19 protein-coding genes and 2 pseudogenes are annotated in these 24,674 nt (G+C 59.9%); 10 read left to right on the forward strand and 11 right to left on the reverse strand.

Annotated elements, in window-relative coordinates; all coding sequences use genetic code 11:
* Positions 1 to 28 precede the first annotated feature (28 nt).
* From B4968_RS04875 to B4968_RS04900, 7 genes and pseudogenes are all read right to left on the reverse strand, one after another.
* The gene (locus B4968_RS04875; RefSeq protein ID WP_083097097.1) at positions 29 to 1,075 is read right to left on the reverse strand and encodes a TRAP transporter substrate-binding protein; all 1,047 of its coding nucleotides are present in this window, start codon (positions 1,073 to 1,075) and stop codon (positions 29 to 31) included.
* 529 nt (positions 1,076 to 1,604) lie between these two features.
* Positions 1,605 to 2,303, reverse strand: a complete 699-nt coding sequence (locus B4968_RS04880) for a fumarylacetoacetate hydrolase family protein (protein ID WP_083097100.1) — start codon at positions 2,301 to 2,303, stop codon at positions 1,605 to 1,607.
* 167 nt (positions 2,304 to 2,470) lie between these two features.
* Entirely contained in the window at positions 2,471 to 3,937 is a 1,467-nt protein-coding gene (locus tag B4968_RS04885) for an aldehyde dehydrogenase (protein ID WP_083097102.1), read from the reverse strand.
* Positions 3,938 to 3,946: 9 nt separating this feature from the next.
* A pseudogene (locus tag B4968_RS04890) lies at positions 3,947 to 4,985 on the reverse strand (LLM class flavin-dependent oxidoreductase).
* Between the two features lie 5 nt (positions 4,986 to 4,990).
* Complete coding sequence (locus B4968_RS24065) at positions 4,991 to 5,584, reverse strand: flavin reductase family protein (RefSeq protein WP_241525570.1); 594 nt, start codon at positions 5,582 to 5,584, stop codon at positions 4,991 to 4,993.
* Positions 5,533 to 6,795, reverse strand: coding sequence for an alpha/beta fold hydrolase (locus tag B4968_RS25570; RefSeq protein WP_338153207.1), 1,263 nt, complete (start codon positions 6,793 to 6,795; stop codon positions 5,533 to 5,535). Before B4968_RS25570 ends, B4968_RS24065 begins: the two co-directional genes overlap by 52 nt.
* Complete coding sequence (locus tag B4968_RS04900; protein WP_083097105.1) at positions 6,767 to 7,369, reverse strand: amino acid synthesis family protein; 603 nt, start codon at positions 7,367 to 7,369, stop codon at positions 6,767 to 6,769. Before B4968_RS04900 ends, B4968_RS25570 begins: the two co-directional genes overlap by 29 nt.
* A gap of 108 nt (positions 7,370 to 7,477) precedes the next feature.
* On the opposite strand from B4968_RS04900, the gene B4968_RS04905 reads away from it, so the two are divergent.
* The gene (locus tag B4968_RS04905; protein ID WP_083097106.1) at positions 7,478 to 8,188 is read left to right on the forward strand and encodes a GntR family transcriptional regulator; all 711 of its coding nucleotides are present in this window, start codon (positions 7,478 to 7,480) and stop codon (positions 8,186 to 8,188) included.
* Positions 8,189 to 8,226: 38 nt separating this feature from the next.
* On the opposite strand, the gene B4968_RS04910 is transcribed toward B4968_RS04905, so the two are convergent.
* A complete protein-coding gene (locus B4968_RS04910) occupies positions 8,227 to 8,841 on the reverse strand; it encodes a helix-turn-helix domain-containing protein (protein ID WP_083097126.1) in 615 nt (204 codons plus the stop codon).
* Positions 8,842 to 9,123: 282 nt separating this feature from the next.
* Here B4968_RS04910 and gcvT point away from each other — a divergent pair.
* The 6 genes and pseudogenes from gcvT to B4968_RS04935 all read left to right on the forward strand — a co-directional run bounded on the left by gcvT (position 9,124) and on the right by B4968_RS04935 (position 16,524).
* A pseudogene (gcvT, locus tag B4968_RS26035) lies at positions 9,124 to 10,217 on the forward strand (glycine cleavage system aminomethyltransferase GcvT).
* A 72-nt stretch (positions 10,218 to 10,289) separates the two neighbouring features.
* Complete coding sequence (gene gcvH / locus B4968_RS04920) at positions 10,290 to 10,655, forward strand: glycine cleavage system protein GcvH (protein WP_083097108.1); 366 nt, start codon at positions 10,290 to 10,292, stop codon at positions 10,653 to 10,655.
* A 77-nt stretch (positions 10,656 to 10,732) separates the two neighbouring features.
* Complete coding sequence (gene gcvP / locus B4968_RS04925; protein ID WP_083097110.1) at positions 10,733 to 13,594, forward strand: aminomethyl-transferring glycine dehydrogenase; 2,862 nt, start codon at positions 10,733 to 10,735, stop codon at positions 13,592 to 13,594.
* Between the two features lie 193 nt (positions 13,595 to 13,787).
* Entirely contained in the window at positions 13,788 to 14,639 is an 852-nt protein-coding gene (locus B4968_RS26360) for a hypothetical protein (RefSeq protein ID WP_479559039.1), read from the forward strand.
* A 6-nt stretch (positions 14,640 to 14,645) separates the two neighbouring features.
* Positions 14,646 to 16,094 (forward strand): heavy metal translocating P-type ATPase, encoded by a 1,449-nt coding sequence (locus B4968_RS26365; protein WP_479559040.1) that lies wholly within the window; start codon positions 14,646 to 14,648, stop codon positions 16,092 to 16,094.
* 1 nt (position 16,095) lies between these two features.
* Positions 16,096 to 16,524: a MerR family transcriptional regulator gene (locus tag B4968_RS04935; RefSeq protein ID WP_083097112.1), complete on the forward strand. Its 429-nt coding sequence runs from the start codon at positions 16,096 to 16,098 to the stop codon at positions 16,522 to 16,524.
* Between the two features lie 151 nt (positions 16,525 to 16,675).
* Here B4968_RS04935 and B4968_RS04940 read toward each other — a convergent pair whose 3' ends face one another.
* A complete protein-coding gene (locus tag B4968_RS04940) occupies positions 16,676 to 17,593 on the reverse strand; it encodes a PAS domain S-box protein (protein ID WP_241525571.1) in 918 nt (305 codons plus the stop codon).
* A gap of 285 nt (positions 17,594 to 17,878) precedes the next feature.
* The gene (gene trhO / locus B4968_RS04945; RefSeq protein ID WP_083097114.1) at positions 17,879 to 18,796 is read right to left on the reverse strand and encodes an oxygen-dependent tRNA uridine(34) hydroxylase TrhO; all 918 of its coding nucleotides are present in this window, start codon (positions 18,794 to 18,796) and stop codon (positions 17,879 to 17,881) included.
* Positions 18,797 to 18,982: 186 nt separating this feature from the next.
* Here trhO and pncA point away from each other — a divergent pair, with 186 nt between their 5' ends.
* From pncA to pncB, 3 genes are all read left to right on the forward strand, one after another.
* Entirely contained in the window at positions 18,983 to 19,588 is a 606-nt protein-coding gene (pncA, locus tag B4968_RS04950) for a bifunctional nicotinamidase/pyrazinamidase (protein ID WP_083097116.1), read from the forward strand.
* Between the two features lie 93 nt (positions 19,589 to 19,681).
* Positions 19,682 to 21,943 carry a hybrid sensor histidine kinase/response regulator gene (locus B4968_RS04955; RefSeq protein WP_083097118.1) on the forward strand — a complete coding sequence of 754 codons (2,262 nt, stop codon included), beginning with the start codon at positions 19,682 to 19,684 and terminating at the stop codon, positions 21,941 to 21,943.
* Between the two features lie 64 nt (positions 21,944 to 22,007).
* Positions 22,008 to 23,297 (forward strand): nicotinate phosphoribosyltransferase, encoded by a 1,290-nt coding sequence (gene pncB / locus B4968_RS04960; protein ID WP_083097120.1) that lies wholly within the window; start codon positions 22,008 to 22,010, stop codon positions 23,295 to 23,297.
* 179 nt (positions 23,298 to 23,476) lie between these two features.
* Here pncB and B4968_RS04965 read toward each other — a convergent pair.
* Positions 23,477 to 24,674, reverse strand: a 1,198-nt coding sequence (locus B4968_RS04965; RefSeq protein WP_083097122.1) for an aldehyde dehydrogenase family protein, incomplete at its 5' end; no start/stop codon positions are given.

A 24,674-nucleotide genomic window follows, 5' to 3' on the forward strand; every position in this document is an offset into this window, starting at 1 on the left:
GCTGCGGCCCTTAGACAGTATTACTAGCTTATTTCACGTATTGTGGCGTGTATTTTTCGATCAGGTAGGTGGCCTCTTCCAGAAGACCCTGACCATCGATGCCTTTTTCGGCCATATCCGCGAGCCAGGTGTCATAGACGGGCTGCGACAGGTTGCGCCATTCGGTGGTTTGGTCTTGATCAAGAGTGATGACATTGTTGCCATTGTCCAGCGCGAATTCACGTGCCGGGCCGTCCGAATCTTCCTGAACACCGCCGGCAAAGACAGAGAATTCCAGACCGGAATTGTCATCAATGGCCTTTTTCTGCGCGTCCGAGAGGCTCTCGTATTTCTCTTTGTTCATCGCCAGAACAAAGGTCAAAGAGTACAGCGCCTTGCCGGTGAACTCGGTGTGGTTTTCGACCAGCTCAGGCACCTTCAGCGCGGTGGTCACTTCCCATGGGATGGTGGTGCCGTCGATCACGCCTTTGGACAGGCCTTCGGGGATCGCAGGAACCGGCATGCCAACGGGGGTTGCGCCCAGCTGTGTCAACAAAGAGTTGGCCAAACGTCCACCGCCACGGATCTTCATGCCCTGCAGGTCACCGGGGGTTTCAACCGGATCAGAGGTGTGGATCAGGCCGGGGCCATGGACCCAGGTTCCAAGGATTTTGACATCCTTGAACTCGGTGTCTTTCATATGCCTGTCGAACATTTCCCAAAGCGCATGCGAGGTGGCACGGGCATTGGTCATCATAAAGGGCAGCTCAAAGACTTCGGTCGAAGGATAGCGGCCGGGTGTATAGCCAACAACGGTCCAGACGATGTCGGCGACGCCATCAATGGCCTGGTCCATCAGCTCTGGCGGCTTGCCACCCAGCTGCATCGACGGATAGTGGTCAATGGTGATCTCGCCACCGGAGGCCGCTTCGACTTTGTCGGCCCAGACGTCCAGAATCAGCTTTGGCACATTGGCCTGAGCTGGCAGGAACTGGTGCATTTTCAGCGTTACATTATCGGCAAATGCCTGGGTAGCACAGAGTGTCGCGATGGCGGCGGCGCCAGCGGCTCCAAGAAGCTTTCTGCGAGTGGTCATATGGTTCCTCCCTTTGACCTTCATTTTTACCACCCTGTCGCGTTCACATAACAATGTTGCGACGGGCGGCTCGATTCTATTCATTTTGATCTCAGATGATCATGCGCAGTTCGCTAAACGAACCGGTTGATCCCCTGCTATTAGGTGCATTCGTAACTATCAATGCTGGATTATGCATTTTTCACTCATGAAATCGCCGGCCCGAAGATCAGCCTGCTCCGGCAATAGGTTGTGTTACAAGATTATAGGTACTTGCGTCGACCTGATACATATCAGCATTATACCTTGTGAATATCAATCCTTCATTGCAGCCGGATGTGGCGACACGAACGCGCAGGCCATTTCAGAGCCTCTCCCCCGTGGTTGCGGCACTGATGCAGGCATAGCCTTTGCTGTCTCGGCTCCAATATGCAAAGCAAAGCTCCCTTTGCGAATGGACCGAGCGCACATGGGCTTGTTTCTTTCGTACCTGATATCTTTGTTTGCGGCCCAGATTGCAGCCTGGATTGCGGCCAAGTTTCAAGCCAGGCTACTCGGCTGCCGTCAGGCTGAGAGAGACCGGAGCCAGTCCGGTGATTGTACCCGTCATCTTTTGCCCGGCAACAGCAGGGCCCACACCGGCCGGGGTGCCGGTCAGGATAAGGTCACCGGGGCGCAGGTGGTAGTAGCCCGAGAGATGGCAGATGATTTCTTCGGTGGACCAGATCAGCTCGGCCAGCGTGGCGTCCTGCTGAATTTCGTCGTCAAGTGTCAGCCAGATGCGTTGATCTGCCACCTCGCCCCAGTCGGCGGCCTTGGTCAGCGGCGCAAAGACGGTGCCCTGTTCCAGATCCTTGCCCAGATCCCAGGGGCGCTGTTTCTTGCGCTCGCGGATCTGCAGATCGCGCCGGGTCATGTCGAGGGCGCAGCCATAGCCATAGATCGCGGCGCGCGCTTCTTCAGGGTTGGCGCGAAAGACGGGACTGCCGATGGCCAGCGCCAGTTCCATCTCATAGTGAAAGTTCTCGGTGCCGGGCGGGTAGGGGCTGCTGGCACCGCTCAGCACGGCGTTGACACTGGACTTTGTGAAGTAAAACGGCGCTTCGCGGTCGACTTCGACCCCCATCTCGGCGGCATGGGCGGCATAATTGCGCCCGACGCAGAAAATGCGGCCAACCGGGTAGCCCGCCTCTTCGCCCTGAACGGGGATCACCAGGGGCTCTGGCAGGGAAAACAGGGTCTTGCTCATAACATGCGCTCCTTTGCGGGGCAGAGCGCCGGGAGATCTCCCCTGCCTGCCCATGGTCTTTGCGGGCTACCATAGGCAGAAATTCGGCAATGCCCATGACAAAGAGCGGCCTGACCTGCGCCGCAGGGTCTCGCGCCTTACATTGGCGCATCACATCAGCGCATCATTCAGCGCATCACAAAGGGGTCGGGGATTGGGTCATCCGAGGTGCGCAGCCAGACCGCCTTGACCTTTGTATAGTCCAGCGCTGCCTGCAGCCCGCCTTCCCGCCCATGCCCGCTGAGCCCATGGCCGCCAAAGGGCGCAATGGGCGAGACGGCGCGATAGGTGTTGACCCAGACGATCCCGGCCCGAAGCCGCCGGATCATCCGGTGCGCCCGTGTCAGGTTCTGGGTGAACACCCCCGAGGCCAGCCCAAAGGCGGTATCATTGGCCAGCGCCAGCGCCTCTTCTTCGCTGTCAAAGCTCAGTACCGAGAGCACCGGACCAAAGAACTCCTGCCGCAGGCAGGCGGCCTCTGGCGCAGCCGTGCAGTCGAGAATGGTGGGCGGAAAATAGTAGCCTTCTCCCGGGAGCGCAGTGCCGCCAGTGATGAGTTTGGCGCCCTGCTCGACAGAGCTGGCAATCAGTGACAGGGCATGGCTGCGCTGTGCCTCGGTGCAGAGCGGTCCGACCTCGGTTGCCATATCATCCGGCGCACCAATCACCACCGCTTCGGCCTTTTCCTTAAGACGCGCAAGGAATTCATCCTTGATCTTATTTGCAATAATCAGGCGCGACCCGGCGACGCAGCTTTGGCCGGTGGCGGCAAAGATCCCCGAGATTTGTGCATTCACGGCACTTTCCAGATCGGCGTCTTCAAAGACGATGAACGGGGATTTTCCGCCCAGCTCCAGCGATGTCGAGGCCAGGTTTTCCGCCGAGTTGCGCACAATGTGACGGGCGGTTGCTGGCCCGCCGGTAAAGGCCACATGCGCCACCCTGGGGTGCGCGGTCAGCACCGAGCCGCAGCTGGCGCCAAACCCGGTGATCACGTTCAGCACGCCGGGAGGAAATCCGGCCTGGTCAAATATGCGGGCAAACTCCAGCATCGGGGCCGGTGCCTCCTCAGAGGCCTTCAGCACCACGGTACAGCCCGCCGCCAGCGCTGGGCCGATTTTGACCGCCGACAGAAACAGCTGCGAATTCCACGGCACCACGGCCGCCACCACACCCAGTGGTTCACGACGCAGCCAGACCTCCATGTCGGGCTTATCAATCGGCAGATGCGCGCCCTCGATCTTGTCCGCGAGGCCGGCATAATAACGGTAGTAATCCGCCACATAGGCGATCTGGGCCGAGGTCTCGCGGATGATCTTTCCGGTATCACGGGTCTCAAGCGCCGCCAGCCGCTGCGCGTTTTCAGCCACCAGATCAGCCAGCCGCATCAGCAGCTTGCCGCGCTGGGTGGCTGTCATATCGGCCCAGTCGGGGGCGAAAAAGGCGTCCTCAGCCGCCTGAACTGCGCGGGTGACATCAGCCTCGCGGGCCTCGGGCATGCGGGCCCAGACCTGGCCGGTGGCGGGGTCCAGACTGTCGAACTGCGCCGTGCCCGCATCAAACCGGCCGCCAATATATTGCTGAAACTGCTGCATGATCTGTCCTTATGCGAAGGCGGGCATTACTTCGGTGATGAAACGTTCCAGTGAGGCTTTCTTGCGCTCGAAACTCATGCTGGAGTCTATCCAAAAGGCATATTCATCATAGCCCAGATCCTGATATTTTTTCAGCCGCTCAATAACGCCAGGGGCTTGGGCAATCACCAGATCGCGCTGCATTGCCTCGGGCGAATAAAACGGGTGCGCCTTGATTTCATCCTCCGTGAGCGGTGCGATCAGGCCCTGATCAACCGGGCGCTCGTTTTTGAACCAGGCGCCAAAGTAGCAGTAGAACCGGTTCAGCTCTTCGGCTGCGCGCTGCACATCTTCCGGGCTGTCGGCCACATAGCTGTGTTGTAACAGCATGATTTTGGGGCGCGGCGTCCCGGGGGTCTTGCCGCAGGCCTCGTTAAAGCGCCGACATCAGGCTTTCGATCTCAGCCTCGCCCTGCCACAGCGGCGTCACCTGAATATTGCAGCCCTGGGCGACGGCAAACTCAAAGCTGTTGGGATCGCGGGCGGCGACCCAGATGGGCGGGCCATTTTCCTGCAGCGGTTTAGGAGAGGAGGTGGTCTTGGGGAAGGAATGAAACTCTCCCTCCTGGGCATAGTCGCCTTGCCACAGGCCCTGCAGCGCCGGGATCAGCTCGCGCATGCGCTGACCTGCTTCCCAGGCATCCATGCCCGGCATCAGGCGCTCATATTCATAGGAGTAGGCCCCGCGCGCGATGCCAAGATCAAGCCGCCCATCGGTGATGATATCGGTCATTGCCGCCTCCCCAGCCAGGCGCATCGGGTGCCAGAACGGTGCGATCACAGTGCCGGTGCCCAGGCGCAGGTTTTCGGTCTGACGCGCCAGATCGACGAGGTTCAGGAACGGATTGGGTGAGATGGTGAAATTCATCCCGTGGTGCTCGCCAGTCCAGACCGCATGCATGCCACCGCGATCGGCGATTTTGCACAGCGCGACGAATTCGTCATAAAGCTGTTTTTGATCCTGATCGGGCGAGATCCGCTCCATATGCGCAAACAAGGAAAATTTCATGCGGCTCACCTCTCTGACACGATTTTGTCTGGCACGATTTTGCGGACATCACCGCTGACCTGGGTGCCGTAAAACACCCCGTAGTTGCCCAGGCGGCTTTCCCGGGCAAAGCGCTCAAGCATGATGCGCAGGGCCGGGTCGGTCACCTCCATCAGGGTTGATTCTGTCAGGGGCGTGAAACAGCCCTGTTTTGGCGCGCCATCGGCGGCCTGACACAGAAACGAGATATGCTGATGGAGGTGACCGCTGTCCTCAAAGACCGAATAGATAAAGCCGGGATCGGCATTCAGCCCCGAGGTTTCGAGCAGTTGCAAAAGCGCCTGTGACGCCCCTTCGCGCCCCACCGGGCGTTGCGGCAGGGTTAGCCCGCCATTGCCATCATCTACCAGCAGCACCTCACCGGCGCGCTCAATCAGGGCCGAGACCACCAGATGGGCGCCCTGCGACAGGGCCTCAGCCTCAACTGCCGGGGTGAAATAGGCGCCACGGGCATAGCCCAGACCGGGGGCGGTTGCGGCCTCAAAGCCTTTGACCTCACCAATCAGGATCACATGGTCGCCGGCCTCGACGGTTTTGAATATGGCGCAGTCAAAAACCACGCAGAGACACCCGCAAGGATGGGCGCCCCATTGGGCCCCGGATGCCAGTCGACCGTAGCAAAGCGGTCTTCCACGGGCCGGGCAAAGGTGTTCGAGACCTCCTTTTGGTCCGCTGCAAGCACATTCACCGCGAACCCCGTGGCCTGTGTCAGGGCTTTGAAATTGCTTGAGCTGTTGGCCATGCAGACCAGCACCAAAGGTGGCTCCAACGAGACCGAGGAGAAGGAATTGGCGGTAAAGCCAATGGGCTGCCCGTCGCTGTCATGGCTTGTCACCACCGTAACGCCGGTCATGAAGGTGCGAAAGGCGTCGCGTAGCGCACGTGGATCAAGGGGGGCAGAGGCGGCGGGGGCCATTGAGCTCTCCTTTTTGTGGTCTTTATGATCGGTGGATTTGCGAGCAGGGTGCTCTGGGCGCTGCAGCAACTGTGCAAGGCTGTTGGTCACGGCCTCAGGCGCCGTCAGGTTCACCATATGGCGACCGGGAATGATTTCCACTGTCCCATCTGGCGCAGCCTCTGCCATAGCGCGGGCCATGGCGGGGGTGGAGTTGAGATCGGCATCGCCGGTCAGGGCCAGCACCGGGCAGAAGATCTGCGGCCAGGCATCGCTATAGGTGCTGTCGCCGCTGGAAAAGGCGCCATAGGCTGTTGCGTAGCCGCCGATATCGACCTGCGACAGCCAGGTGGCAACATCAGCTCGGGCCTGCAGGTCGATCGCCGTGTTGCCAAACCAGCGGGCCAGCGGCGAGTCCAGATCTACCTGGCCCTGGCGGATTTCGGCGGCGCGGGCCTCAACGGCCCCGCGGGCCTGCGGGGCGCGACGATAGACGCCATTCAGCACCGCCAGCCGCCGCAGCATCTCCGGGTGTTCTGCGGCGAGGCCTGCGGCAATCAGCGCCCCCATGGAGTGGCCGACCCGATTAACCGGACCGGGTTCAAGCGCGCTGAGGGCGGCATGGAGCCAGGCGACATAACCGGTGAGGTCTGAACGTTCAGTCAGGGGAGCGCTGTGCCCATGACCGGGGAGATCCAGCGCCAGCACCCGGTGCGTTTTGCACAGCTCTTTGATCTGTGGCGCCCAGGCGGCGCTTTGCATGCCAACCCCGTGGATCAGCACCAAAGGCGCGCCATGGCCCGCCCCGCGATAGCTAAGCTGGCCGTAGGGGGCAGGCAGCTGCAGCTTAGACAGCGGCGGGATTGTCGAGGTCATGGCCCAGATCCTTCAGGTCCTGATAACCGTCGCCAATGCGGTGATGTGGCCGGCCTCCGATTGAGGCGCCCAGCGCCACGACAATCTCATCCGCCGTCGGCGCATCCGCCACCGAGGTCTGGATCGTCAGGTAGTGCGAGCGCCGCCCGCCATCGTTCTTGTCCATCAGCGGGATCATCAAAGGCGCGTTGCCGGGGCCACGGGTGTTGCAAAAGGCCAGATAGCTTTTGGCGCCAACCGCCTCGCGGTAGTGGTTGCCAAAGCGCAGGGTGTGGATCAGCGCCGAGGCATGCTCAACCTCGCCGTCCAGACCCACAATTGCGGATTTTCCATAGCCCTCGACCCTGTCGCCGCCGCCGGCCGCCTCCAGCACCATCCGGGTCAGCATCTCGCCAAGGCCCGGCGCGCAGTCAAAGATTTCGGGCTTCAGATCCTCGACAAAGCCGCGCCCGGCCCAGGGGTTTTTGATCACGGCAATGGCGGCAATCAGCTTGAGCGGCGTTGCGGCCTCTTTGCCGCCCTCGATCAGGGTTTCTTCGACGTGAAGCAGGGTTTTGCGAATAACTGCGGGCATGGGGGCACCTGAATTGGAAAGAAATCGATACCCTATCTTGTGGTATACCATAAGACCATCAGTCAAGGCTTGGTTGTCTTGCCGCGGGTGCACTGCTAGGTAGAAGACATGAAAAACCCTGCGCTGGATCAGCTGAAAATCGAACAACCTCCTGCAACGCTTCGTGAAATCGTGCAGGAGAAGATGCGCGACGCCATCATTTCGGGGCTGTTCTCTCCGGGAGAGCGGCTGGTGGAGCGGCCCCTGTGCGACCAGCTGGGAGTCAGCCGGACGGTCATTCGCGAGACGATTCGCTATCTTGAAGCCGAGGGGCTGGTGGAAATCCTGCCCAACCGGGGGCCCATCGTGGCGCCGCTGAGCTGGGAGGATGCGCGCCAGATCTACGAGATCCGCCGGATGCTGGAAACCGCCGCGGCCATGGAATGCGCCAGCGCGGGCTCAAAGGCGTTGCATGCAGACCTGCAGGCCGCCCTTGAGGCGCTGAAACAGGCCTTTGGCCAAACCGGGCCGGATGTGGTGCCCGAGGTGCCCGGCGCGCTGTTCAGGGCGTCGACCCGGTTTTATCAGGTGATGTTTGAGGCCGCCGGGCATCATATTGCCTGGGAGGTGGTCAACCGCCTGAATGGCCGGATCAGCCGGTTGCGGGCCATGACGCTTTCGGCAGCAGAGCGCGAAAAACCCGGATTACACCATATGCAGACTATCTGTGACGCCATCGTCGCCGCCGACCCCGAAGCGGCGCGCCGGGCTGTTGCGGCGCATCTGGATGATGCCGCAGCGGTGGCCAAGCGCCTGCTGTCAGCGGACGTGCCAGAATAGGGGAGGGGCGGCAGAGACCTATTGCCGCCGCCGGCGTTTCAGATCTCCAGTGAGACCCAAAGCACCTTTGCGTCCTGCGTGCTGGTCGACACACAGCCATGGCCCATGCCGCTGTCGTAATAGACCGAGTCACCGGCCGTCATGGCAAGCGGGCGATAATGCTCGGTGTAAAGCACCAGATCGCCACTGATCACATACATGAACTCTTCGCCGCGATGGCGGACCCAGCTGTCATATTCAGTGACATCGCGGGCCTTGATGGTGCTGATATAGGGCAGCATACGTTTGCTCGTCAGCTCGGTGCACAGCAGCTCATGATCGTAGGTGGTGGTTTCCTGATGCTCGCCCTGCCCGGACAGAGTGTAGTCGCGCCGCCCCGAGATACTGGTCTGGGCGGATTGCACAAACAGCTGCGGTGTTTCCAGCTCAAGCGTCTGCATCAGGCGGCGGATGATTTCAAAACTGGGACGGGTCTGGTTGTTTTCAATCTTTGACAGGGTTGAGCGCCCAATGGCGGCGGCCCTGGCGGCTTCTTCCAGTGTCAGACCCTTTACTTTGCGGGCATCGCGAATCATTTTCCCCAGCACTTCGCCATCCGGAGCCTCGCTCGCCTCTGCCGCGAGACCTGTTTCTTCTGGCTGAACCGGTTCCATATGGGGTGATTTCTCCTGTTGCAGATGAACCTTAGCTTTGATGACCGCATCCGTCAAAAATTTCCACACAACTTCTTTTTGTTGCCTAAGGGGTAAAAGTTTCCTAAAGGAACATTGCGGCGTGCATGCGGGCTTTTGCCTGCTGGAGTGCAAAGATCAGCGGCTGGTGGACGATGTCGAAACCTGCAGCGGGTTGGCCTTCAGTCTGGTCCTGGTCGTCTAAGATGCACACGGCATGGTTATGGTTCATCGCAACCGATCTTTGACAAAAGGGCCCCTATGATGACTGACGCACCCAAACGTACCCCGCTTTATGATCTGCACGTGGAACTGGGCGGCAAGATGGTTGATTTTGCTGGCTGGGAAATGCCGGTGCAATATCCCATGGGCATCATGGGGGAGCACAAGCAATGCCGCGAAAAGGCCGGGCTGTTTGACGTCTCTCATATGGGGCAGGTGATCCTCAGGGGTGAGGGTGTCGCGCAAAAGCTGGAAGCCATTGCGCCCTCGGCCTTTACCACCCTGAAAGAGGGCAAGGCGCGCTATACGTTTTTCACCAATGAGACTGGCGGCATCATGGACGATCTGATCGTCTCGAATGCGGGCGATCACTTTTTTGTCGTGGTCAATGCCTCGATGCGGCATCAGGATATCCCGCATATGGCCAAGCATCTGGCAGGTGTTGAAGTCACCGAGATCTTTGATCGCGCGCTGGTGGCAGTGCAGGGACCGGCGGCGGAAAATGTCGTGGGTGATCTGTTGCCCGGCGGCGCGTGAGATGAAATTCATGGAAACCATCGAGGCCGAGATCCTGGGTGTGACCTGTCGTCTGTCGCGGCTGGGCTACACCGGTGAGGATGGCTATGAGATCTCGATCCCCGAAGACAAGGCCGTCGAGATCACCCGGGCCTTTCTGGCCCATGAGGATTGCGAACCTGCAGGGCTTGGTGCGCGCGACAGCTTGCGCCTTGAGGCGGGTCTGTGCCTCTATGGCAATGACATCGACAATGACACCTCGCCCGTTGAGGCCTCGCTGAGCTGGGCAATGCAGAAACGCCGCCGCGAAGAGGGTGGCTTTCCGGGCGCTGCACGCATTCAGAAAGAATTGAGCGAGGGTGCCGCGCGGCAAACTGGTTGGCATCAAACCCGAAGGCGCCGCGCGCCAGCACGGCAAGGGGTTGAGGTGCAAAACCTGGCCGGTGAGACCATCGGCTGCATTCACCTCGGGTGGCTTTGGGCCAACAGTTGGCGCACCCGTCGCCATGGGCTATGTCACGGCAGGCCATGCCACGCCGGGCGAAAAGGTGAACCTGATCATCCGGGGCAAGGCGCAGCCAGCCGACGTGGTGGCGCTGCCCTTTGTGACCCAGAACTAAAAACGCTAAGAGTGCCGACAAGGCACAGTCCCGACAAGACACAGCCCGACAAGACACGAAGGAGAGTCTCGCATGACCACCTATTATTCCGAAGAGCACGAATGGGTCACCGTTGAAGGTGACATGGCCACTGTCGGCATCACCCAGCACGCCGCTGATCAGCTGGGCGAGATCGTTTTTGTCGAGCAAAAAGAAGCCGGCGACGATTTTGAAAAAGGCGATGAGATCGGCGTGATCGAATCCGTCAAGGCGGCCTCGGAAATCTATGCGCCGCTGAACGGCGAAGTTGTTGAGGCAAATGCCGCTCTGGAAGATAACCCCGGTGCGCTGAACGAAAGCCCCGAAGGCGAGGCCTGGATCTACAAGATCAAACTCTCCGATGCCACTCAGCTGGAGGATCTGATGGATCTGGACGGCTACAAAGCCTTTGTTGGATAAAAACGCTCTTGTCGTCGGCCTCTGGTCGGCATCTCCTTTTTCTGCGCTCCCACTGCCCTGCCATAAGGACCAAAACCATGGCCTTTAAACTGACCGACTACGAAGCCTACGACTTTGCCAACCGCCGCCACATCGGCCCCTCACCGACAGAGATGGCCGAGATGCTGAAGGTGATTGGCTTTACCACCCTTGATGAGCTGATCGACGCCACGGTGCCAGCCGCCATTCGCCAGCAAGAGCCGCTGGACTGGGGCCCGGCCATGACCGAGCGCGATGCGCTGTGCCACATGAAGCAGGTGGCGGGCAAGAACAAGGTGCTGACCTCGCTGATCGGTCAGGGCTATTATGGCACCTCGACCCCGGCGCCGATCCTGCGCAACATCCTGGAAAACCCCGCCTGGTACACGGCCTATACCCCCTATCAGCCCGAGATCTCGCAGGGACGCCTTGAGGCGCTTTTGAACTTTCAGACCATGGTCAGCGACCTTACCGGTATGGATATCGCCAATGCCTCTTTGTTGGACGAGGCCACCGCCGCCGCCGAAGCCATGGCGATGGCGCATCGCGGCGCGCGCTCCAAGGCCAACAATGCGGCGTTCTTTGTCGACAGGAACTGCCATCCGCAGACCATTGCCGTGATCCAGACCCGGGCCGAGCCACTGGGCATCGATGTCGTGGTTGCCGATCCGGATGAGTTGGAGGCAGGTGCGGTTTTTGGGGCGATCTTCCAGTATCCCGGCACCCATGGCCATGTGCGCGACTTTACCAATGAGATCAGTGCGCTGCATGAGCACAAAGGCATTGCCGTGGTTGCTGCCGACATTCTGTCGCTGGCGCTGCTGAAATCTCCCGGCGAGATGGGCGCTGATATTGCGATTGGCTCGACCCAGCGGTTTGGTGTGCCCATGGGCTATGGTGGCCCGCACGCGGCCTATATGGCCACCACGGATAAGCTAAAGCGCGCCATGCCGGGCCGCATCATTGGTGTGTCGATCGACAGCCGGGGCAACAAGGCCTACCGCCTGGCGCTGCAAACCCGCGAACAACACATCCGCCGCGAAAAGGCCAACTCTAACGTCTGTACCGCGCAGGCGCTGCTGGCTGTGATGGCCTCGATGTATGCCGTCTATCACGGCCCCGATGGCATCAAGGCGATTGCCCAGTCGGTGCACCGCAAGACCTCGCGTCTGGCGGCAGGGCTGGAAGAGCACGGTTTCAAGGTGGAGCCCGAGGTGTTCTTTGACACCATCACGGTTGAGGTTGGCCCCTTGCAGCGTACCGTCATGGAGGCCGCCGTTGCCCGTGGCATCAACCTGCGCAAGGTTGGCGAAACAAGGGTTGGCATCAGCCTGGATGAACAGACCCGCAAGGAAACCATCGAGGCCGTCTGGGGCGCCTTTGGCATCAACAAGACTGACGACAGCCAGGCCAATCGTGCCTATCGTCTGCCGGATTATGCGTTGCGCGAAAGTGCCTATCTCACCCACCCGATCTTTCACAAGAACCGGGCCGAGGCCGAGATCACGCGTTATATGCGCCGCCTTGCCGACCGCGATCTGGCGCTGGACCGGTCGATGATCCCACTGGGCTCCTGCACCATGAAGCTGAACGCCACGGTTGAGATGATCCCGGTCACCTGGCCCGAGTTTGGCAACCTGCACCCCTTTTGCCCCAAAGATCAGGCGCAGGGCTATCACATGATGATCGAGGATCTGAACGACAAGCTGTGTCAGATCACCGGCTATGATGCGATCAGCCAGCAGCCCAACTCGGGCGCGAAGGGGGAATATGCTGGTCTTTTGACCATTCGCAGCTACCACGCGGCGCGCGGGGATGCGCACCGCAATGTCTGCCTGATCCCGACCTCGGCGCATGGCACCAACCCGGCCTCGGCACAGATGGTGGGCTATAAGGTGGTTCCGGTTGTGGCAGATGACCATGGCAACATTGATATCGCGGATTTCCGTGCCAAGGCAGAAAAGCACTCAGACAATCTGGCCGCCTGCATGATCACCTATCCCTCGACCCACGGTGTGTTTGAAGAAACCGTGCAGGAGGTCTGCCAGATCACCCATGATCACGGCGGGCAGGTCTATATTGATGGTGCCAACATGAACGCCATGGTGGGCCTCGCCCAGCCCGGCAAGATTGGCGGCGATGTCAGTCACCTGAACCTGCATAAGACCTTTTGCATTCCCCATGGCGGCGGCGGTCCCGGCATGGGCCCCATTGGCGTCAAGGCGCATCTGACCGAGCACCTGCCGGGTCATCCGGAGTACGGCTCGGCTGTGGGGCCTGTTTCGGCGGCGCCCTTTGGCTCCCCTTCGATCCTGCCGGTGTCCTGGGCCTATATCCTCCTGATGGGTGGTGCTGGTCTGACACAGGCCACCAAGGTTGCGATCCTGAACGCCAACTATATCGCGGCGCGGCTGAACGACGCTTACGGTGTGCTCTATACCTCGGCCACCGGGCGCGTGGCGCATGAGTGCATCCTCGATACCCGGCCGCTGAATGACGCAGGCGGCATCACGGTGGATGATGTTGCCAAGCGTCTGGTCGATTCGGGCTTTCACGCGCCGACCATGTCCTGGCCGGTTGCTGGCACGCTGATGGTCGAGCCCACGGAATCCGAGCCCAAGGACGAGCTGGATCGCTTTTGTGATGCGATGCTGTCGATCCGGGCCGAGGCGCAGGATGTTATCGACGGTAAGATCGACGCGCAGAACAACCCGCTGAAGAACGCGCCGCATACGGTGCGGGATCTGGTGGGCGACTGGGATCGTCCCTACAGCCGCGAAGAGGCCTGCTTCCCTCCCGGATCATTAGGGGTCGACAAATACTGGTCCCCCGTGAACCGGGTCGACAATGCCTACGGCGACCGCAATCTGGTCTGCACCTGCCCGCCCATGTCGGACTATGACGACAGCAGCGACAGCTGAGTTAAAACTTTTGGCGCCGCCCCTTCTGTTTGGGGCGGTGCTACTCTGTGCAAAACCTTGCGATAGGTTTTGGCACACCCAAGACCGGGCACGCTCAGGAACGGGCCAAAAGTTTTTCAAAAACCCTCTTGAACCCCTCTAGTCACTGGAGGATTTATCTAGTGGAGGTCTTTGAAAACAACGAGGCCAGACAATGCCCCATGACAGCTGTTCCATCCCGATTGATCCTGACAAGGCTGATATTCCTGAGAATGGACCTAAGCATCCCGCCGCAATTGGGGCGGGATGCTGCAGTGGCGCTGTCTCTGTTCCCGTGGCCAGTAAAGACCAGCTGCGCGTTGGGCGCAGTTTTCGGGTCAACGGCCTCGACTGTGCCGAAGAGGTGGCAATCCTGAACCGCGCCTTGGGCGAGGCAGTTGGCGGGGTTGAGCATCTGGGTTTTGATGTGCTCAACGGCCGGATGATCCTGTTGCCCACCGCACGCCAGATCGACGATGCCGAGGTTCTGTCACGCCTCGCGGGCACCGGCCTGCGCGCCAAACTATGGGACGCCAAAAGCGCCGGAGCGGACCAGGCGGCGCATCTCAGCCGCCAAAAACGCTTTACCGCTGCCAGTGCCGCATTTTGGGGCGCGGGGCTTGCCTGGCATATCGGCCATTCAGGGGCTGCGGGTCTTGGCCAGCTGTTTGCCGGACATGGCAGCCAGCCAGTGCCGTTGGCTGAGCTGGGCTTGTTTCTGAGTGCCGTGATGCTGGGCGTCTGGCTGGTACTGCCAAAGGCCTGGTATGCGCTGCGCAATCTGGCGCCGGATATGAACCTTTTGATGGTGGTGGCTGTCGCTGGTGCCATCACGCTGGGTGAGTATTTTGAGGCGGCAACAGTTGCCTTTTTCTTTGCCCTGTCGCTGACGCTGGAATCCTGGAGCGTTGGACGTGCCCGCACTGCGGTCGCAACCCTGCTCAATCTGGCGCCGCCCAGCGCGCGGGTGCTCCACAGCGATGGTACCGAGGCAGATATACCGGCTCAACAGGTACAGATTGGTTAGCTCTTTGTGGTGCGCGGCGGCGACCGCATTCCGCTGGATGGCCGGGTTACGGCAGGCACAGGCGAGGTCAATCCGGCGCCGATCACTGGCGAAAGCGCGCCTGTGGCCAAAGGGGTCGGCGATGAGGTCTATGCCGGAACAATCAATGGCGATGGCAGCCTGACAGTTGCGGCCACCAAACTGGCCGGAGATACCGTTCTGGCCAAGATCACCCGCATGGTGGGCGACGCCCATGCCCGCCGTGCGCCGGTTGAACAATGGGTGACAAAATTTGCCCGCATCTACACGCCGGTGGTGATGGCACTGGCGATTGCGCTGGCCCTGCTGCCGCCATTGGTCACTGGCGCTGACTGGGGCTTTTGGGTCTATAATGCGCTGGTGCTGCTGGTGATTGCCTGCCCCTGCGCGCTGGTGATCTCGACGCCGGTGTCGATTGTTGCGGCCCTTGCGGCCTCGGCCCGCGCCGGGGTGCTGATCAAGGGCGGCGCCTATATCGAGGCACCGGGGAAGCTGCAGGCCATCGCGCTGGACAAAACCGGCACCCTGACCGAGGGCAGGCCTGAGGTGTCAGAGATTTTTGCGCTGGGCGAAACAAGCGCGCAAGATCTGTTGCGCACTGCCGCCGCGCTTGAGGCACGCGCCTCGCACCCGCTGGCGCTGGCGCTCTTGTCGGAAGCCAACACTCAGAACCTGACGATTGTTGCCGCCAGTGACAGCCGGGCTGTGCCGGGGCGCGGCATCGAGGGGCGCCTGCAGGGCCAGTTGTTTTGGCTGGGCTCGCCGCGCTTTGCCATCGAGAAGGGGTTTGAGGCCGCATTGCCCCAGAGCAAAATGGCAGAGATCGAGGCCTCTGGCGCGACGCTGGTCGTCGTGGGCAGCCCGGCCGGGATCATGGGGGTGATTGCGCTGCGCGACAGGGTCAGGCCCGAGGCTCGCAAGATGATTGCCGCGTTGCATGGTCTTGGCGTCAAAAAGGTGGTGATGCTCACGGGGGACAATGCTGCCACAGCGCAGGCGGTGGCGCAGCAGACGGGGATCGACGAGGTCCATGCCGCGCTGCTGCCAGCTGACAAGGTTGCCGTGATTGAGGAGCTTACCCAGCGCTACGGCATGGTTGCGATGATGGGCGACGGGGTCAATGATGCCCCGGCCATGGCGCGGGCGCATTTTGCCGTGGCGATGGGGGCCGTGGGGTCGGATGCCGCGATCGAGACCGCAGATATTGCCCTGATGAGCGACGATATCAGCCGACTGCCCTGGCTGATCTCGCATTCGCGCCGTACCATGGCGGTGATCCACCAGAACATCACCCTGTCGCTCATGACCAAACTGGGTTTTGCGCTGGCAACCGCCTTTGGCATGGCCTCGATGTGGGGCGCGATTGCGGCGGATGTTGGCGTCGCGCTGCTGGTGGTGGCGAATGCACTGCGCCTGCTGCAGGCAAAGGAGCACTGATATGCTGACCATCGGGACACTGGCAAAACGCACCGGCACCAAGGTGCAGACCGTGCGTTATTATGAAAGCATCGGCCTGCTGCCCGAGCCAGACCGCACCGAAGGCGGTCAGCGGCGCTATGGCCCGGCGGATCTGGACCGTCTCGCCTTTGTGCGCCATGGGCGGCAGCTGGGGTTTTCGCTTGAGGCGATCCGCGACCTGCTGGATCTGGCGGACAACCCGGCGCAGTCCTGTGCCGATGCAGATTCCATTGCGCGCCAGCAGCTGAAGCAGGTGGAGGAGCGCATCGCCCGGCTGCAGGCGCTGCAGGTAGAGTTGAAACGGATGATCGACGATTGCGGTCAACACTCGGTTGCACAATGCCGGGTGCTTGAGGTGCTTCGGGATCATGCAGAGTGCCTGACGGATCACGCCAATATCGGTGCCTGAGCTGCATTCGGGTCGGCCATTTCCCGGTCTGTTTTGCTGTTATCTGTTTTTGCCCCAGCCAGTTTGCCCCAGCCAGTTTGCCCCAGCTAGTTTAACCCGGCCAGTTTAGCCGGGCTTGTTTGTCAGAAGGGGGGGGGGGCGCAGACAGGTATCAGCTCTGGACTGGCAGTTGATTGGCGGCCTTCTCAAAGCTCAATTGCTGCCCGATCCAGGCGGCAAACATCTTGATCATCTCCAGATCACCGGGCTCAAAGGGATGGCGCTCTTCGGGCGAGGTGAAATTCAGGGTGCCAAAAATTTCACCATCAACAATCAGGGGCACACCGATATAGGTCTCCAACAGAAAGAGATCATAGCAGGGGTGGGTCGCAAACCGTGAGTTTCTGGCGCTGTGACAGGCCAGAGGGGCATTCTGTGCCAACATCTCGGAGCAATAGGTGTCGCCCAAAGGAAAAGAGGTGCCACGCGGAACATCTACCAGATCTGAATGGCTGTAGAGGATGGTATAGGTCTCGTTGCGCACCCAGCTGACCAACGCTGAATCGGTCTGAAAATGTTCGCAGCCCAGCTTTAGTATGGCCTGTATCTTGGCGGTGTGCCCGATCTCCTGACTGGCTGAAATGCGGAACAGATTGTGCAGCAGATCCTCTAATGCGCGGGGTTTTGAAATGTCTTTTATGATGGCAAAAAAACCTAACACAGTGCCGCCTTTGTTGCGGATCGTGCCACCCGTTGTCTGGGACAGAAAGCGTCTGCCGTTCTTGCGCCGGTAGTGCATCTCGTAGCTGTGCCCGCCTTCCACCTCTGCCGTGCTCTGGTAGCGATGACGTTGCTTTTCATAGTCATCCGGGTCGGCATAGAGGGCCTTGGTGGTCAGGGCAGGAAAGTCGTCCTGGCTATAGCCAAAAAGTGTTTGAAAGGCGGGGTTTACCCAGGTGATGCGTCGGTCTGGATCAGCAATGATCACCGCATCTGGAAGGTCGCGAAACAGGTCGGGAACGCGGATATCTCCTAAGGAAATATTTGAGGAAACGGCAGGCGCTTCCTGAAAGCGTTGGGTCATATTCATTCGGGTCTCGCTAATAAGTATTCACTGGTTCTCCTCTGCAAAGCGCTCGCTCAGTTGAAACACTCCACACCTGAATCTCTCTCGTTTAGGGCGAAAAACCTATAGCGAAAAAATCTGTTTAGCTAAAATCCCCTTTAAAAATAATTCTCTCATTGTGGATGGTGGCCGGGGGAGAGGGAACCCGGCCAAACGGTGCCGTGCGAAACAGGCACAGGTTTTGCTGCCGGGGCGGCATAGAGGGTGTTGAAAAGTAAGAGATCGCCACCCGGAGGCGGCTGATTGTCATCAGTCCAGAACGCTGCGGCCGCCATGATGCGCTTCGCCGCGCTCACGGGCCAGACACATCTGTTTTTGCCGCTCGCGAAACCGCGCCTTGTCTGCCTCGGAGGTCTCATCAATGCATTGGTAACAGGAAACGCCCAGCTCAAAACTGGGGCGTGCCTTGTCTGCGGGCACGATGGGACGGCGGCAGCCGTGGCACAGCTCATGCGGGCCTTCGACCAATCCGTGACCGACAGAGACCCGGTTGTCGAAGACAAAACAGTCGCCCTGCCAGCTGCTGTCCTCGGGCGGCACCTCTTCCAGATAGCGCAGAATGCCACCCTTCAGATGGTAGACATCCTCAACCCCCTGGCTCAGCAGGTAGTTGGTCGATTTCTCGCAGCGAATGCCACCGGTGCAAAACATTGCGACACGCTTGTTGTGAAACCGGTCCTTGTTGGCCTCCCACCAGGCGGGGAAGTCGCGAAAGGTTGCGGTTTCGGGGTCAATCGCGCCCTCGAATGTGCCGATCTGCACCTCATAGTCGTTGCGGGTGTCGATGACGGCGACATCCTCGGCGCGGATCAGCGCGTTCCAGTCCTCGGGTTCAACATAGTGACCAACGCTGGCAATGGGATCGACATCGGGCTGACCCATGGTGACGATCTCTTTTTTCAGGCGGACCTTTATCTTGCCAAAGGGAGGATGATCGCTTGTTGCGTCTTTCCAGTCCAGATCGGCACAGCCGGGCAGGGATTTGATATGGGCAAGCACCGCTTCGATACCGGCCTGGGGTCCGGCAATGGTGCCATTGATCCCCTCATGCGCCAGCAGCAAAGAGCCAGTCACCTGATGTTGCAAACACAGCTCCAGCAGCGCCGGTTTCAGGGCGGCAGGATCGGCAAAGCGGGTAAAGTGATAGAGGGCTGCAATTCTAAACATGCTGCGCCCTTAGAACTCTGGCAGATGTTTATCAAGAGCAAGCCCGACCTGTTGTGGATTTAAGCGGCAAATTGCGCGTTTGATCCGCGCCTCTTTGGGCACAGATACTGCAATCAAATCAAAGAACTGGTTTTCCTGAGGGGCGCGATTGGGTAGACAAAACAAAAGTGCAACGAGGAGTGGGAAATGTCACAGGCTCTGATTGTAATCGACGTGCAGAACGACTTTTGCCCGGGCGGATCACTTGCCGTGCCCGGTGGCGACGAGGTGGTGGCGCCGATAAACGCCCTGATGCGGCAGTTTGAGACGGTGATCCTGACCCAGGACTGGCACCCGGCGGGGCATTCTTCTTTTGCCACATCGCATCGCCAAAAGGCGCCTTTTGAGATGATCGAGATGCCATATGGCCCTCAGGTTTTGTGGCCCGACCACTGCGTGCAGGGCACTGAGGGCGCGCAGTTCCACCCGGATTTGAACACCCAAGGCGATCTCATCCTGCGCAAGGGCTTTCGCCCGATGATCGACAGCTACTCGGGCTTTTTTGAAAACGACCAAACCACTCCGACGGGCCTTGAGGGCTATCTGCGCAACCGGGGGATCAGTGATGTGACACTGGTCGGACTGGCGACGGATTTCTGCGTCGCCTATACGGCTCTTGATGCCGCCAGACTGGGGTTTCGCGTTAGCGTTGATCTGGACGCCTGCCGGGCCATCGATCTGGAAGGGTCTTTGGACAGGTCCCTGTCAGAGATGCAGGCGGCTGGGGTTCAGCTGAAAACGGGCTCTGGATAAAACAACCGCTGGTTTGCTGACACTGCGTTTTAGGGAATTTGAAAGACTGGATCGGCTATTCCTAAGGGGATCGCGCGGAGGCAGCAGGCAAGAATGACCAACCACGGCACGCCTGGTAAGGGGCCATTGGCCCAGCACTATGACAATTTCAGCGTCGAGGGGCTGTTCTTGCGGTACGCCCGCGGGCAGCTCAGGTTATTCTGGCCCCGCCTGATTTTTGATGCCGTGGTTGGCATACTGCTTGCGGTTGTTGTGGCGCCGAGTGTCGGAGCGCTTGCGTTTCTGGTGGTGGGCACTGCCGAGCTGATCCATGGGTATTTCCTGCGCTTCGCCTGCAAAAATCTCTTGGCTGGGGCTTCTTCTCTTTGGTTGCAGCGCATCAGTACCTTTTCGGCTTTGTTGCATGCCTGTGCCGTGTCGTTTGGTGCGATGGCGCCCTATTGGGCTGAACCGCTGTTGGATGTTGCCGGGCTGGGACCAATCGATACTGTCTTTACCTTTGGTCTTTTGGTGGGGGCGGCAATAAATGCCGCGTTGCTGCTTCCCTATCATTGGCCGGCGACAGTTGCCCGGCTCAGCGTCTATGGCCTGGCTTCACTTTCGTTGCTGGCCGCGGGCCTGGTCATAGGCGGGTACGCAAATTTCCAGCTGCAGTTGACTGGCTTGATGATCCTCTACGGTTCGCTGATTTGGTTTTTGACCTTTGTCATGCGAAGCTTTTCCCGCACCCGCAGCCTGCTGTTGACCCAGGCGCTGCAGCAGCAAGAGCTGGAAGGCGCCTATCAAAGCCTGCTGGAGCAGCAGACCGAGGCCAAGAAACTGGCACTGGTGGCCCGCCACGCCAATGACAGCGTTCTTGTCGTCGACGGAGACGGCAGGGTGCAATGGGTGAATGAGGCCTTCACCCGGCTCACGGGGTATAGCTTTGACGAGGTGCTGGGGCAGAATCCCGGGGCTTTTCTGAATCACCCAAAAACCGATCTGTCGGTGATCAAGGCGATTGAGGAGGGCCGCCGCGAAGCAAAGCCTTTCCGGGTTGAAATCCTGAACCGGCACAAAGATGGCCATGATATCTGGATAGAGACCAACCAAGTGCCGATCCTGGATAGCGATGGCCGCGCGATATCTTATATCGCGGTAGAGCGTGATATGACGGCTGCCAAACAAAATGCGCAACAGCTGGAAGAGGCCCGCCGCGCCGCCGAAGAGGGAGCACGCGCCAAATCCGATTTCCTTGCCACAATGAGTCATGAGATCCGCACGCCGATGAACGGGGTCATTGGCATGGCGCAGCTGTTGGAAGACACAGAGCTAGATTCGGATCAACAGCTCTACACGGATACGATTCTCAGCTCGGCCAGTACATTGCTGGCCCTGATCAATGATATTCTCGACCTGTCAAAGCTGGAAGCCGAGCAGATCACGCTGAACCCCTGCGATTTTGACCTGCACCGATGCTGTGACGAGACGGTGCGCCTTTTGCGGCCCCAGGCCGAAATAAAAGGCCTGGAGCTGAGCCTTGAGCGTGAGGCGGATTTGCCCAGGTATCTGCATGGAGATGATCACCGGCTGCGCCAAATTCTGATCAATCTGATAGGCAATGCGATCAAGTTCACCGAAAAAGGCCGGGTCGGGGTCTCGGTGGATGCCGAGCAACGCGCCGATGGCAGTGTGATGTTGCACTGTGCGATTGCCGACACTGGTATCGGCATTCCAGAAGACATGCTCACCGGTATTTTTGAGCGGTTTTCCCAGGCGGATGCAGCAATCAGTCGCCGGTTTGGCGGATCTGGGCTGGGTCTTGCGATCTCACGCCGCCTTGCCAAAGCCATGGGCGGCCGGATCACTGTGAGCTCTGAGATTGGCACCGGATCTTGTTTTACCATCGCATTGCCCTTTGAGGTGGCCCGGTCTTCTGATGTCGCTGAGGACACGGCCAGAGATAATCGGATCCGCAGTGAGGGCTTGCAGGGGCTGCGACTGCTGGTGGCCGAGGATAACCGGGTCAACCGGCTGCTGGTGCAGAAGTTTCTGAAAGAGGTCGCGCTGGAGCTGGAGTTTGCCAAAGATGGCGCCGAGGCCGTGGAACTGGCGCAGCACTTCAAGCCGGATATCATCCTGATGGATGTCAGTATGCCGGTGATTGACGGGCTCGAGGCCACGCGCATCATCCGGTCCAATGGGCAGTCCCAGCCTATCATCATCGCGCTGACGGCGAATGCCTTTGATACCGATCGTGAGGCCTGTCTGGCGGCGGGTATGGACGAGTTTCTGACCAAGCCGATCAACCGGAGCCAGCTTTTGGATGTTCTGGCTGCCTTTGGCGATCTGCAGCGCAGGCAACGGGCCGGGTGACGCCCTTGCCCCGCGTTTATCGTCTGTCCTATCAAGTCTTGACCGAACTTACATGAGGCCGCCGGTGGATATCGCAACCCGCGTCTACAATCACAAATGGAAGATCGACCCGATCGTCCGCTCGTTGATTGATACGGACTTTTATAAATTGCTGATGTGCCAATCAGTGTTTCGCAACAAGGCGGACACCGAGGTCACGTTTTCGCTGATCAACCGGTCCACATCGGTGCCGCTGGCGCATTTGGTCGACGAAGGCGAGCTGCGCGAACAGCTGGATCATATCCGCTCACTGTCGCTGACGCGCGGCGAAAGCACCTGGCTGCGCGGCAATACCTTTTACGGCAAACGCCAGATGTTTCGCCCCGATTTTATGGAGTGGTTCGAAGGCCTGCGCCTGCCCGCCTATCATCTGGAACGCAAAGGCGATCAGTATGAGCTGACCTTTGAAGGGAAATGGCATGAGGTCATGCTCTGGGAAATCTCAGCGCTGGCGGTCCTGATGGAGCTGAGATCCCGCGCCGTGCTCAAGGACATGGGCCGTTTTGAGCTGCAGATCCTCTATGCCCGCGCCATGACACGGGTCTGGGAAAAGATCGAGCGCCTGCGGGACATTGAAGGTCTGAGCATTGCCGATTTCGGCACCCGCCGCCGCCATGGGTTTTTGTGGCAGGACTGGTGCGTGCAGGCGATGCGTGAGGGTCTGGGGTCCAAGTTCACCGGCACCTCGAACTGTCTCATTGCGATGCGGCGAGAGGTTGAGGCGATCGGCACCAATGCCCATGAGCTGCCAATGATCTATTCGGCCCTGGCCGCGGATGACGCAGCCCTGGCGCGCGCGCCATATGACGTGTTGTCGGACTGGCATGACGAACACGAGGGCAATCTGCGCATCATCCTGCCGGACACCTATGGCACCAAGGGCTTTCTTGAACATGCACCCGACTGGCTGGCCGGCTGGACCGGAATTCGCATCGACAGCGGTGATCCGGCGGCAGGCGCTGAAGTGGCGATCAAGTGGTGGCAGGAACGTGGAGAGGATCCGCGGGAAAAGCGGGTGATTTTCTCGGATGGGCTGGATGTCGACAAGATCGCCGAGTTGCAGCGGCAGTTTTTCGGGCGGACCAAGGTCTCTTTTGGCTGGGGCACTTTGCTCACCAATGATTTTCGCGGCTTGGTTCCGGACGATGGCTTGGCACCCTTCTCACTGGTCTGCAAGGCGGTGTCTGCGAATGGGCGACCCACAGTTAAGCTGTCAGACAACCCGAACAAGGCCATGGGGCCAGCGGCTGAGATTGCACGCTATAAGCGCGTCTTCAATGTCGGGGATCAAGAGCACATGGATGTGATTGTCTAGATACCCCTCTGGGTGAGGTATTTCTCTGTCCCAAAAAAGGGGGGGGCTCCCGCGCGTTGCCCTCGCATTAAAATGCAAGGGCGCCCCTTGGGCCGGGCTGGCCGCGCCGTAAGGCGCGGCCAGCCCCCGCGCGACGCAAAACCTCTATGCTCAGGCAAGGTGCAGGCCCTGGACAAGAGCTATCCGTGATGGGCCGCTACGGTTTTAAGCTGGGAAAACCCATAGAGCGCTTCAAAGCCTTTTTCACGACCATGGCCGGATTTGCCAACACCGCCAAAAGGCAGCTCAACGCCACCGCCCGCCCCATAGTTGTTCAGGAAAACCTGGCCTGCCCGCAGCTTTTTGGCCAGTCGCATCTGGCGGGCGCCGTCGCGGGTCCAGACACTGGCGACCAACCCGTAGTCCGTGGAATTTGCGATCGCCAGGGCCTCGTCTTCGCTGTCAAAAGGGATCAAGACCTGCACCGGACCAAAGATCTCCTGCTGTGCCAGTGGATGCTCTGCTGGCACATTGGCAAACAGCGTGGGGCAGACATAGGCCCCGGTTGCAGGAGCGCTTTCCACAATGCGGCCCTGTCCGGCAATCTCAAGATCTGCGCCCTTCGTCAGGAACCCTTCGACAATGTCTTTTTGCCGATTGGAAATCAGCGGCCCTAGGCGCAGGTCCTCCGCAGCCGGACCTACGCTAAGGTCGCCGTAGGCGGCCGCCATCCGCGCCTTTACCGCGTCATAGACACCGCGCTGTACCAAAATGCGCGAGGAGGCCGAGCAGGTCTGGCCAGCGTTCTGAATGCCCGCGTTGACCAGAAAGGGCAGAGCTGCGTCCAGATCAGCGTCGTCAAACACCAGCTGTGGCGACTTTCCCCCCAGCTCAAGCGTCACCGGCACCACGTTCTTGCCTGCAGCCTGTTGCACCAGGGCGCCGGTGGCGACAGATCCGGTAAACGAGATATGCTGCACACCCGGATGGGCAGTCAGCGCCGCACCTGCCTCGGCCCCAAGGCCAGGCACCACGTTCAGCGCGCCCGCAGGCAGGCCGGCTTCCAGGGCGATATCGGCAAAGGCCAGAGCGGTGAGACAGGCCTCTTCTGCCGGTTTCAGCACACAGGCATTGCCCATGGTCAGGGCTGCACCCACCGAGCGGCCAATGATCTGCATCGGATAGTTCCAGGGCACGATATGGCCGGTGACCCCGTGTGGCTCACGCAGGGTATAGACCGTGTAGCCATCGAGATAGGGAATGGTCTCGCCATGGATCTTGTCAGCGGCCCCGCCGTAAAACTCGCAATAGCGCGCCAGAGCTCCCGCATCAGCGCGCGCCTGTGTCAGGGGCTTGCCCACATCCATGGCCTCAAGCGCCGCAAGGGCCTCGACGCGC

The organism is Pseudophaeobacter leonis (assembly GCF_002087335.1).
In the GTDB taxonomy this organism is placed as follows: Bacteria; Pseudomonadota; Alphaproteobacteria; order Rhodobacterales; family Rhodobacteraceae; genus Pseudophaeobacter; species Pseudophaeobacter leonis.